Origin of the sequence: Euzebyella marina, from assembly GCF_014855515.1 — a bacterium.
Classification (GTDB): domain Bacteria; phylum Bacteroidota; class Bacteroidia; order Flavobacteriales; family Flavobacteriaceae; genus Euzebyella; species Euzebyella marina.
Window position 1 is genome coordinate 622,849 of sequence record NZ_JACYFK010000002.1, and the last position, 12,020, is coordinate 634,868.

The 12,020-nt window shown below is 39.0% G+C and carries 13 protein-coding genes; 6 read left to right on the forward strand and 7 right to left on the reverse strand.

The annotated features are described in order from the left end of the window. Positions 1 to 3: 3 nt before the first annotated feature. From IL356_RS11555 to nadC, 3 genes are read right to left on the reverse strand one after another with little or no spacing between them, the layout of a single operon-like run. A complete protein-coding gene (locus IL356_RS11555; protein ID WP_121848858.1) occupies positions 4 to 444 on the reverse strand; it encodes a DUF2147 domain-containing protein in 441 nt (146 codons plus the stop codon). Next, positions 441 to 1,409: a YihY/virulence factor BrkB family protein gene (locus IL356_RS11560; RefSeq protein ID WP_121848857.1), complete on the reverse strand. Its 969-nt coding sequence runs from the start codon at positions 1,407 to 1,409 to the stop codon at positions 441 to 443. Before IL356_RS11560 ends, IL356_RS11555 begins: the two co-directional genes overlap by 4 nt. Then, complete coding sequence (nadC, locus tag IL356_RS11565; protein ID WP_121848856.1) at positions 1,410 to 2,267, reverse strand: carboxylating nicotinate-nucleotide diphosphorylase; 858 nt, start codon at positions 2,265 to 2,267, stop codon at positions 1,410 to 1,412. Positions 2,268 to 2,385: 118 nt separating this feature from the next. Between nadC and rlmH the strand changes: the two genes are divergently transcribed. Both rlmH and IL356_RS11575 read left to right on the forward strand, forming a co-directional pair. Beyond that, complete coding sequence (gene rlmH, locus IL356_RS11570) at positions 2,386 to 2,859, forward strand: 23S rRNA (pseudouridine(1915)-N(3))-methyltransferase RlmH (protein ID WP_121848855.1); 474 nt, start codon at positions 2,386 to 2,388, stop codon at positions 2,857 to 2,859. Between the two features lie 100 nt (positions 2,860 to 2,959). After that, on the forward strand, positions 2,960 to 3,994 hold the full coding sequence (locus IL356_RS11575) for a bestrophin family protein (protein WP_121848854.1): 1,035 nt from the start codon (positions 2,960 to 2,962) through the stop codon (positions 3,992 to 3,994). Between the two features lie 56 nt (positions 3,995 to 4,050). Here the strand turns inward: IL356_RS11575 and serA are convergent, their stop codons facing one another. The 4 genes from serA to IL356_RS11595 all read right to left on the reverse strand — a co-directional run bounded on the left by serA (position 4,051) and on the right by IL356_RS11595 (position 7,975). After that, positions 4,051 to 5,943: a phosphoglycerate dehydrogenase gene (gene serA / locus IL356_RS11580; RefSeq protein ID WP_121848853.1), complete on the reverse strand. Its 1,893-nt coding sequence runs from the start codon at positions 5,941 to 5,943 to the stop codon at positions 4,051 to 4,053. 157 nt (positions 5,944 to 6,100) lie between these two features. After that, complete coding sequence (locus tag IL356_RS11585; RefSeq protein ID WP_121848852.1) at positions 6,101 to 6,799, reverse strand: DUF3307 domain-containing protein; 699 nt, start codon at positions 6,797 to 6,799, stop codon at positions 6,101 to 6,103. Between the two features lie 10 nt (positions 6,800 to 6,809). After that, on the reverse strand, positions 6,810 to 7,412 hold the full coding sequence (locus tag IL356_RS11590) for a SatD family protein (RefSeq protein ID WP_121848851.1): 603 nt from the start codon (positions 7,410 to 7,412) through the stop codon (positions 6,810 to 6,812). Positions 7,413 to 7,522: 110 nt separating this feature from the next. Next, on the reverse strand, positions 7,523 to 7,975 hold the full coding sequence (locus IL356_RS11595; protein ID WP_121848850.1) for a methyltransferase family protein: 453 nt from the start codon (positions 7,973 to 7,975) through the stop codon (positions 7,523 to 7,525). Between the two features lie 78 nt (positions 7,976 to 8,053). Here IL356_RS11595 and IL356_RS11600 point away from each other — a divergent pair, with 78 nt between their 5' ends. The 4 genes from IL356_RS11600 (at position 8,054) to IL356_RS11615 (ending at position 12,016) form a co-directional block, all read left to right on the forward strand. Continuing rightward, on the forward strand, positions 8,054 to 8,653 hold the full coding sequence (locus IL356_RS11600) for a non-canonical purine NTP diphosphatase (protein WP_121848849.1): 600 nt from the start codon (positions 8,054 to 8,056) through the stop codon (positions 8,651 to 8,653). Continuing rightward, positions 8,629 to 9,237, forward strand: a complete 609-nt coding sequence (locus IL356_RS11605) for a DUF4337 family protein (protein ID WP_121848848.1) — start codon at positions 8,629 to 8,631, stop codon at positions 9,235 to 9,237. Before IL356_RS11600 ends, IL356_RS11605 begins: the two co-directional genes overlap by 25 nt. Positions 9,238 to 9,397: 160 nt before the next feature. Further along, the gene (locus IL356_RS11610; RefSeq protein WP_121848847.1) at positions 9,398 to 11,164 is read left to right on the forward strand and encodes a DEAD/DEAH box helicase; all 1,767 of its coding nucleotides are present in this window, start codon (positions 9,398 to 9,400) and stop codon (positions 11,162 to 11,164) included. Positions 11,165 to 11,242: 78 nt separating this feature from the next. Further along, on the forward strand, positions 11,243 to 12,016 hold the full coding sequence (locus IL356_RS11615; protein ID WP_121848846.1) for a carboxypeptidase-like regulatory domain-containing protein: 774 nt from the start codon (positions 11,243 to 11,245) through the stop codon (positions 12,014 to 12,016). Positions 12,017 to 12,020: the final 4 nt, after the last annotated feature.

A 12,020-nucleotide genomic window follows, 5' to 3' on the forward strand; every position in this document is an offset into this window, starting at 1 on the left:
ATGCTAGCCTTCTACACGTTGCCAGGTCTGGGTGCGATACAGAAAAGAAAGGTATCCTCGTACTTTAAGCTCATCGGGGTCGTCGGGGTTAAGCCATATCTTGCATCTAAAGGTCATGGCCTGCTGAGGGTCGAACAATGTATCGCCCTTGTAAACACCATCTCCTGTATGCTCGGCCGCTTCAATAATATCCATACCCAAAACAGGTTTGTTCTTACGCTTGCCCTCACATTTTTCACATATAAAATTCTCCTTTCCCTCTTCAACTATTTCTATGACCTTTCCGTACATTAAACCATCCTTTTCATAAATTTCAACAATCGCCTTCGGTTTTCCGGTACGATCGTCTATGGTTTTCCATTTTCCAAAAATCTCTTGGGCCTGTATCAATTGCGAACTGCACACAATTAAAACCCAAAGTACACATCGAGTAAGTCTAATCATTCCTTTTTATATGTTTTGCGAAGTGAGTTCAACGAAGCGTTCAGCTCGAACCCAAGTAACAATATATTAGAATTTAACCAGATATAGACCATTAAAATCAACAAACCGCCCAATGCACCATATAATTCGTTATATCTTGCGAATTTTTCTACATAAACCCCAAATAGGTAAGAAGTGAGCATAAACAATAAGGTAGTCATCAAAGCCCCTATAGAGAAAAACTTGGCGTTCTTTCCTTCAGTAGTTCCAAAATAATAAAGAATGGCGGTAGTGAAATAAGATAGTAGAACAAAAAATAGCACCTTGCCAATTTGCGCGCCAACAATATCATTCTCTGTTAAGTCGTAGCCACGGGTTTTGGCCGCCCATACACTGAGGTAATCTAAAATATAGAATTCAACATATACATAAGCAACGGCGCCCACAATTAAAAGGATAGAAAGAATAAGCCCTACCATCAAGGCATACAAATATTGACGAAAGAAATTACGGGTCATTTCTACGTGATATGAGTTCTCAAACCCCCCGAAAATGGCATTTACCCCATTGGCCATTAAAAAAATGGAAAATAGAAATGCTGAAGATAGCAGACCACCACGCTTTTGATCCTTTATCTGCTGGTATATATCGCCAAAATAATCACTGGTGGCAGACGGTAAAAAGGACTCTAGGAAAACCAGGAACTGGGAGTCAAAATTTTCATTGCCGATACTGACATAAGGAATTATAAAGGGTACCAAGGTTATTAAAAAAATAAGTAGGGGAAACAACGCTAAAAAGAGACTGAAAGAAATAGAGCTGGCCCTTGTTGAAATGGCACCTTTAAAAATGCCAAAAATGTACATCTCCATCAAATCATAGAGGGAAAGACCTTCAAAGGCAGGCAATTTCACCTCCTTTAATACTAATGCCAACTTGTTAAGAAGCGGTATTTTAGCAATCTTTTCCTCTATTTCTTTTGACATTTACACCGCCTTTAGACTAAGGTCCATATTATAAACGGAGTGGGTCAATGCCCCCGAAGAGATATAATTAACACCGCACTCGGCGTATTCCCTAATAGTCTTTTCATTGATGCCCCCAGAAGATTCGGTCAAACATTTATCTCCAATCATCTTAACAGCGGTTCGGGTATCTTCGTAATTAAAATTATCGATTAAAATTCTATAGACACCCTCGGTCTTAAGAATTTCTTCTATTTCACCTAGGTTTCTAGCTTCGACTATAATTTTTAAATCTCTATCTGTTTTCTTCAGGTATTCTTTGGTCTTTTCAATTGCATGGCTAACACCACCGGCAAAATCAATATGGTTGTCTTTAAGCATGATCATATCATAAAGGGCAAAACGGTGGTTTTCGCCCCCTCCTATTTTCACGGCCCACTTCTCTAATGCACGTATGCCAGGTGTTGTTTTTCTGGTATCCAATATCTTGGTACCGGTACCCTCTAATAGTTTCACATATTTATTGGTTTTAGTGGCAATGGCACTCATGCGCTGCATGGCATTCAAAACCAAACGTTCTGCCTTCAGAATACTTTGTGAACTGCCGGAAACATAAAATACAACATCACCATATTCGACCGAACTACCGTCTTCTATCAAAGTTTCTATTTTCAGAGCTTTGTCTACATAAGCAAAAACCTGTTGGGCAAATTCGACCCCGGCAATGATGCCTTCATCCTTTACCAATAATTTAGCTTTTCCCTTCGCATCATTAGGTATACATGCCAATGAGCTGTGATCACCATCCCCTACATCTTCGCGAATAGCATTTTTAATGATTATATCTAACTCTTGCTGAAAAGCTTCTTTTGAAATCATAATTCTTATTTGTTATGGGCTAAATTAATAAATGTTGAGGGTTTTAATCCGTTAAGGTAGATTCAATTTACTGGCGACCATTCAGGCTATTCTTTTAGGAATAACTCTATATTTGCCCATGACCATTAAACTACTCGCCATAGGAAAAACGGATAGTAAAGCCCTATCTCAATTAATATCGGAGTACGAAAAAAGACTCGTTCACTACATCAAGTTTGAACTTGAGATTATAGCCGACATCAAAAATTCTAAAAATCTATCGGAACCGCAACAAAAAGAAAAAGAGGGCGAATTAATTCTTAAGAAGCTTAACCCAACCGATGTTCTAGTGGTTCTAGATGAAAACGGAAAGCAATTTACATCAGAGGCATTTTCTGAATATTTACAAAAGAAAATGAATGCCGGAATTAAACAATTGGTCATTGCCATCGGTGGTCCGTACGGTTTCAGCGAAACAGTCTACTCAAGAGCACAGGGAAAAATAAGTCTATCTAAAATGACATTTTCGCACCAAATGGTGCGCCTATTTGCAACAGAACAGATTTATAGGGCCTTTACCATTTTACGCAACGAACCCTATCACCATAGATGATTTATAATTGTAGTATCATCGAAAACAAAAAGACTTCGCTAGAGTTCAAATAAATAAGACTGTTTTCTATTTTAGTATTCTAAATAGAGAATAGGAAATTATGATTGTTACCAAGGGTATTCATATTAAAAAGCTTTTTGACTGGTCGTTCCATCACGTCATATGGCTATTTCTTTACATGGGCACGGTGGCCTGCCTGTACCGGTTCGACATTATTTCGTATAAAATACCTTGGCTGCCCGTTTCAGTAATCGGTACCGCCGTTGCATTTTATGTAGGTTTTAAGAATAACCAGTCGTACGACCGCATGTGGGAAGCTAGAAAAATATGGGGAGGCATCGTTAATGATAGTAGAACTTGGGGCATGGTGGTCGACGGTTACATTACCAATTTGTTTACCACCGAAAACCGAAGCTTAGAAGAAATTCAGGCTATAAAAAAGAGACTGATTTACCGACATATCGCTTGGCTTTACGCCCATAGAGAACAATTACTGGTACCCACCTCTTGGGAACATGTGGCCCAAGGCGGACTTACTACCAGACATGCCGAAAGGCTAGAAGAGAATTTCGGTGTGGGCTTGATAAGCGATCACGAAGATTACCGCCAACTTCATAACTTCTTATCAAAAGAGGAATACGATAGACTGACGCCAAAGGCCAATACGGCAACACAAATAATAAACGAACAATCGAGAGATTTACGCGAACTGCGCAAAGAAGGATTAATAGATGATTTTAGACATATAAAAATGGAAGATGTGCTGCGCACTTTTTACGAATTGCAGGGTAAAAATGAGCGTATCAAGAAATTTCCTTTTCCTCGTCAGTATGCCAATATGAGTTTTTATTTTGTGGGGATATTTATCTTTTTAATTCCGTTTAGTATGATGCCCGAAGTACTGGATGCCGGAAGTATCAACTTTTGGTTAGCCGTGCCCATTTGTGTTTTATTAGGATGGGTATATATTATGATGGAATTGATTGGGGATTACTCCGAAAATCCCTTTCAAAGAATGGCAAACGATATACCCATGCTTTCTCTTTGTCGAACCATTGAAATCGATTTAAGGGAAATGTTGGGCGAAACGGAGCTGCCACCTCCGGTAAAAGCACAAAGAGGTGTGTTAATGTAATTTTATACAATAAAAAAGACCCTCAAAAGGGCCTTTTAATTTATGATTTGCTCTTACTAATAAAGTACTCTAAACTTGATAGTGTTCTCTATTTTTCTAAGAGCTTTGATTACTTCTTTATTATATTCTTTATCTACATCGGTTATTACATACCCCACCTCACTGTCGGTAGATAGGTATTGACCTAGAATGTTAAGTTCATAAGTAGCCAGTTCTTCATTTATTTTGGCCATAATACCGGGAACATTCTTGTGAATGTGTAAAAACCTATGTGCGTTCTGTTGCTTCGGCAAACGAATGTTGGGGAAGTTAACGGCATCAACGGAATTTCCTGAATTGATATAATCCATGATTTTATTAGGTACGAAATCTGCGATGTCGCGTTGTGCTTCCTCTGTGCTTCCGCCCACGTGTGGAGTCAAAATCACATTCGGTATGCCTTGAAGAGCGGTATAGAACTCGCCATTGCTTCTTGGTTCTTCAGGATAAACATCAATGGCCGCACCACCCAATTTTCCGTTTTTAAGTGCATCCGCCAACGCTTCGATATCCACCACAAAACCACGTGAAAGATTGATAAGCATGGCACCATCTCTCATTTGTTTTATTTCCCTGGCACCGATAAAGTTATTATTGGCCTTATTATCGTCTACATGTAAAGTGACCACATCGGAGACATTCAATAAATCTTCCAAAGAGCTACACTTCTTGGCATTACCCAAAGAAAGTTTGTCCTCTACATCATAATAGTAGACTCGCATACCGATAGCCTCAGCCAAAATCGATAATTGCTTACCTATATTACCGTACCCCACGATACCTAAGTTTTTGCCCCTCACCTCACGAGAACCTTGGGCCGTTTTTTGCCATTGTCCGCTATGTATTTCAGAGCTTCTAGCAAAAACACTACGCATAAGCATGATAATTTCGCCGATAGCCAATTCAACAACCGAACGGGTGTTACTGTACGGTGCATTGAAGACCGCCACACCCTTTTTACGGGCATATTCAAGGTCTATTTGAGTTGTACCGATACAGAATGCGCCTACCACCAACAATTTGTTTCCGGCATCCAAAACTTTTTGGGTCACCTGCGTTTTAGAGCGAATACCTAAAACGTGAACCCCTTTGATTTTTTCAATCAACTCTTCTTCTGGAAGACTGTGCTTTACCAACTCGACCGAGAAACCGTCTTTAGAGAGGTTTTCCAACGCAGCGGGATGCACATTTTCCAACAATAAAATCTTGATCCTATTCTTCGGATAAGAAATATTTCTTGGTAAATCGTTCACAAAAAGAAACTCATCTAGATTAGGGGTAACATGGTCGGCCTTACTGGCAGCTTTTTCACGGTGTACGTTTTCGGTATAGGCAAAGAATTTATCGGCAATACCCGCCTCTTTCATCACATAATCACTGTAACCGTCACCTATCACCTGAACTTCACCATCAAGATTCATCTGGCGAAGACACTCAATCTTTCCATTGTGCTGAGAAAGTACGTTCTTTTCATCAAAACCGATGATACTTCCCTCATCATCAAATTTAAAGGTGTTGGCGTAAACCCTGTTTGAAGGTATGTTATACTCTTCGACAATAGGATCTATGAACTCTTTGAATCCGCAAGAAATCACATAAATATCATCAGAAAATTTTTCAAAGAATTCTTTGTTGGCAGCAATCGATTTAGAAATTTTTTGGCGAAGTTCATCAACCAACGGCTCTAAATCATCTTTATGGGCATTTAGAAGCTTGATTCGTCTCTCGAGCGACTCTGTAAAAGAAATATCACCATCTATGCCCAAGTTGGTGATTTCTTGAATTTTATTGACAATTTCATCCTTATCCGATTTATCTTTAAGGGTCATTTCTGCAAGAACATCCAATGCCTCTACCCTGGTAAGGGTGCTGTCAAAATCAAATACGTATTTTCTGTTTGTTGCTACCATGGTTTGACTGAAAAATTAAGGCACAAAAGTAAAGATTAATTCGGTGTAATTTTGGGGAATATCAACAAAAGTTACTTCTATAACTAATCTGTTAATAATGGCTTATTATTTAAATTCTTGCTGGTAAAACGGGTAAAAATAGGGTCTCAGAACTGTTCTAAAAAGTAACGTATATAATGCCGGTAATGATGGCCAAACCAAAGCTGAGAAGAGTACCTATTAATATGTATTCGGTAAGTTTTCTGTTATTACTTTCTTTTAAGTCGTTGAATCTGAAAACAGATTTTGCCCCTATCAAAAGACCAATAGCTTCCCAACGCCCCATAATGATGAACATAAGTACAAAAAGCCTCTCAATTATGCCAATATATTTACCGGCGTTAGGTAGAGATTTATGATCTAGCTCAATTTTATCCGACATGGCCTCCAGCAACTTACCCATGATAATGGCCGAAGGAAAACTTACAAAAACCAAGGCTGTAATCAACCCCCAATCCAGTCTTTGGAACAAAGTGACGGTGTGGGACCAAAAATCAGTATAGTAGGCGCATATATAGAGTATTATTAGATGCAACAACTGATCGATAAAAAAGGGGATGCTCTTCAATTTAAAATATGGAGTGGCATACAACTTGGCCAAATCGATAATATAATGTGACACGGCTATAATAGCGACCATCTGAATATAATCAAGGTCCCACAACAACACCATGGCCACTAGAAAATGGATGAGTACGTGAAAATAGATGTATTTAGAAGTTATCTTATTAGCTTCTTTATGAACCACCCATCTAGAGGGCTGAAGTATAAAATCACCTATCAAATGGGCCAAAAGAAGTTTTACAAAGACTATCATCTAGTTTATTTTAGTCAAGATTCTCTTTAAAATATTCAATCAATTGCAAAATCAGGTCTAGTCTGGCTCTTTTTAATCGTTGGCTTACGGCAGATTGCTGAATACCTAAACGTTCGGCCATTTCTTGTTGCGACATTTCTGGGTTTTGCAGGGCCAAAACAACGATTTCGGCAGAAACCGTACTCCAGGCGTCCATAATATCAAGTGCCAAGCGCAACATAAGGTTAATGGTGTCATCAAATTTTGCTTGCCCTGTATTCACCGAAAGATTCAGCTTATCTACTTTCAGGTGCTCAAATGTTCTACCTGAACGCTGATAGGCAGTACCATTTGATTCACTTACACTCTCTCCCTGAAATGTTTCAGAACCTATGCCAACAGCCATTCGTGCGTCTAAACCTTTTATTGTTTTGAGCAGCGCTTTTATGTAAATAGCTTGAAACAAAGCCTCTTTTGGTAATGCCAACTTGAGCTGAAATTCATCTCCGCGGTAAACTTCCCAATCATTTGACACTTCCCCAATGGTCGCTAAATACTTCTTTAGCATTACGAGCCATTCATAGGAGTCGTGATTTCCAGAACCTATAATATCGCCAGTGATTATCGCTATCATCTATATAAGTTTAAAAGCTAATATATTAATTTATCACCTAAAAAACTAATAAAAATAAAAATAAGCTTAAAAGCTAATTTTTTGAATTATAAGCCAAAGAGTCAATGAATTTAAAACCACCGACGGGTCTTGATGCAATACTGTCTAAATTCTTTACCGAAAATAGTTTCTAAGGCCTCTTCTTCGGGCACTATCTGAAACCGATTCATATATGCTACAAATGCCGCTGCCAGCAAAGTATTAAAAGCGTTACCCAACCAGAGCCCCCATGCCAATAGAATCATTAACATCGCTAAATACATCGGGTTTCTTGAAAAAGCATAAATGCCGCTATCGACCAGATGACTAGCCTTTGAAGGATTAATGGGGTCAACAGTTGTTTTACTGTTTTGAAATTGAAAAAGAGCTACCAATACGACCAAAAAGGCAGCTATTAATAACCCTAGTAAAAGATAATTTCTTCCAAAAAAGTCAAAATACCCGAAAGGCAATATCTTTGCCAACAGATACATCATCAGACCAAAACATAAGAAAACGATAACAGGAGGAATCTTTAATTTCATCAAAAAAGAGGTTCTACAACAAAATTACTATAATTTACATCCGATAGCGCCTTAAATCACGTATAAGAAGTATATCAAATGAAACTTGTCTTCGCCACCCATAACCGAAACAAATTCAAAGAGGTCAAAAAACTTGTTCCCGAGACCATCGAACTTCTATCATTGACCGATATCTCTTGTTTTGACGAAATACCTGAAACTGGCGATACATTAGAAGCCAATGCCAGAATAAAAGCTGATTATGTAACTGAAAATTACGGGTTACCTTGCTTTTCAGACGATACCGGGCTATTGGTAGACGCCTTAAATGGGCAACCGGGAGTATACTCTGCCCGCTATGCAGGCGAGCAAAAAAATGCCAATGACAACATGTCAAAACTTTTGTCAGAACTTAAAGGGCAAACAGATCGCAAAGCACATTTTAAAACCGTAATAGCCCTTAATTTATTAGAAGAAAATTATATGTTCGAGGGTGTCGCCGAAGGCGAAATCATTGGTGAAAAAATTGGTGAGGGCGGATTTGGCTATGACCCGATTTTCAAACCTAAAGGATACACACAAACCTTTGCCCAACTACCTATGGAAATCAAGAACCAAATCAGCCATAGGGGCAAAGCCATAACCAACCTGATAGAATTTTTAAGAACCAACCCATGTCAAAACAAAGCAAAAAAATAGAGGAAAGAGGCGGCGTACTTATCATCTTTTTCGTAGCCCTGTTGGCCATAATGGAAGTACTCAACAATTCATTCGAAAAACAGATCACCAACGCAGACAACAATGAAGTAAGCTACTCCGATTGGTACAATGCCAAAAGTATCAAGCAAGTGATGAAAGAGAACGAACGTGATTTTTTGGCGGCCCTACTCAGTACCGGCCTTATGGACCGTGACCACTCAAGCGTTTTAAAAGAAAAGATTGATAAAACGAAAGAACTGATCATTAAATATGAAGCCGAAAAAACCGAAATATTAATGGGTTCGGCCAATATACCCCCTAGCTCTTGGGCGCAAGACCTAGATGGCGAAATGGGCAAAATTACCGGTCTTCGCGAGTGGCGGGAAATATCAAGAAAATTAAAGGATACCGTTGGCAAAATAAATTTGGGTATTCTTTTTCTTCAGATAAGTGTTGTATTTGGGGTCGTCTGTCTTATCATTCAAGAAAATGTGAAATTGCAAAAAACCTTCACATTATTAATGTTGGCGGCAGGCATGATAGGCATTGTTCTTTCGTTATATGGCTATGCTTCCTCCCTTTAATCGAATCTTTACCAAATCGCCTTAAGTTTAAATAATTAGCACTACCTTTGCCGCTTATTTTTAACGCCGCCGGTATGGCAGGTGTTGCATTGAGTATCAGGGTTATACAAGATAATCGCTCTAAGCAACACACCTATTAGCGATTTAAGTATACCTTATTATGACAAAATTTGAAGCATTGGGGCTTAACAAGGCCCTTTTAAATGCCGTTACGGATATGGGTTTTGAGAGCCCATCCGAAGTACAGGAAAAAGCAATCCCGATTTTATTGGATTCAGAATCTGACCTAGTGGCACTCGCCCAAACAGGAACAGGTAAAACAGCCGCATTTGGCTTTCCACTGATTCAAAAGCTTGACCACAACAGTAGAACAACCCAAGGTCTTATTCTATCACCAACAAGAGAACTTTGCCTTCAAATTACCAGTGAAATGCAGGCATATTCAAAATATGTGAACGGACTTAGCACCGTTGCAATCTATGGTGGTGCCAGCATTACAGAGCAAGCTCGCCAGATTAAAAGAGGAGCACAAATAGTAGTAGCCACTCCTGGCCGTATGAAAGACATGATCGGTCGCGGATTGGTTGATATCTCAAAAATAGATTATTGCGTACTTGATGAAGCCGATGAAATGTTGAACATGGGCTTCTATGAAGATATAAAAGAGATTCTCTCCAATACGCCTCAAGACAAATCAACTTGGTTGTTTTCTGCCACTATGCCAAAAGAAGTGGCCACTATTGCCAAAAAATTCATGCATAACCCTATTGAGATAACCGTAGGGGCAAAAAATGCGGGTACCAATAACGTACAGCATGAATATTATGTGGTGAGTGGTAGAGATAGATATCCTGCTCTTAAGCGTTTGGCCGATGCCAACCCAGATATCTTTTCGGTTGTTTTTTGCCGAACTAAAAGAGATACTCAGAGAGTAGCTGAAAAACTGATAGAAGATGGCTATAATGCAGGTGCGTTACATGGTGACTTGAGTCAAAACCAACGTGACCTGGTAATGAACGCCTTCAGAAAAAAGCAGATTCAGATGTTGGTAGCCACAGATGTGGCGGCAAGAGGTATTGATGTTGACGATGTTACCCATGTAATCAATTACCAACTACCGGATGAAATAGAAACTTATACCCACCGTAGCGGAAGAACCGGTCGTGCGGGCAAATCTGGTATATCGATGGTAATTATTACCAAGAGCGAGCTAAGAAAAATCCGTTCCATCGAAAAAATAATTCAGCAGAGCTTCATAAGCAAAAGTATTCCTACAGGTATTGAAATCTGTGAGATTCAGCTTTATCATTTGGCCAGTAAAATAAAGGATACCAAAATCAACAAAGACGTTGAAAATTACTTGCCTGCTATTAACGAGGTACTTGAGGGAATTGACCGTGATGAACTGATCAAGAAGATAGTTTCGGTAGAATTTACAAGGTTCTCCAATTACTACAACAAAACAAAAGATTTAAATTCATCTTCTGACCACAGCTCTTCCGCTACTAATGCGTCATCTAATGGTTCGGTTAGATACTTTATCAACGTGGGTGAAAAAGATGGTTACGACTGGATGTCTTTAAAGGATTTTCTTCGCGATACACTCGGCTTAGGTAAAGAAGATATCTATAAAGTAGATACTAAAGACTCTTTTTCATTCTTTAATACAGATGAAGTGCATACCGAGAGTATTTTAAGCTTCTTCACCGACTTTAAATTAGAGGGTCGCTTTATTAATGTCGAAATCTCCAAGAACCCAGGTGGTGATGGTGGCGGAGGAAGAGGCCGTAAAGGAAAATCGAAAAGGAGAGGTAAAGAACGTGACAAAGGAAATCGTGGAAAACGCAGAGATCGCGGTGCTTCCAAAGGAGGTTCGAACTTCTCGGGAAAAAGGAGGAGCAAAAAGAACCGTAGTGATTTCTTTTAGTTAATCATATATTAAAAAATACGCTCCGGCGTATTTTTTTGTTTTGTTTAGTACTTTTAAATCCCGATTTTTAAGTTAATGAGAGCATTTCTTACTATTTCCCTTTTATTTTTTGGTCTTACCGTATGGGCTCAAGAAGAGATAGCCGATGAGCTACAGCTATCAGCTGTTATTGTTAATGCCCAGACCGAAAAACCAATGGAAAGCGTGCACGTGGTCAACCTCAACCAAGTGGTGGGTACGATTACCAATGCCAATGGTGAATTTACTATTAACGCTGCCGTTAATGACACCCTTTACTTTTCTTTCCTAGGGTTTAAATCTCAAAAGATTAGGGTTACCAATGATATGTTCAAGTTTAAGAATACCAAGATTGCCCTTACCGAATTGGCCTACGCTTTGGAGGAGGTTATTGTAAAGCCTTACCAATTGACCGGTTATCTTGAGATTGACGTAAAAAACTTTCCTATCAACAACTCATATCAATATAGTATTTCAGGCCTGTCAGTGAGTTACGAAGGGGGTAATAAGAATCCTAGCGCCGTTACGAAGGTTTTGGGCGCGATTCTGAACCCGGCAGACCTTCTGCGCAATCTTTTTGGAAAACAGCCCAATCAGATGCGTAAGCTGCGTAAAATGAAAGAAGACGACCAGATAAGAGACTTATTGGCTTCAAAGTTCGATCGCGAAACACTAACCGAACTACTACAGATAGAAAAAGTAGATATCGAGGATATTTTAAACAATTGCAACTATTCAAAATCGTTTATAACCACTGCAAATGACTTGCAAATACTGGATGCCATCAGTAGTTGTTACGAAGAATTCAAGGTCTTGAACCGTAAAAAATAATTCT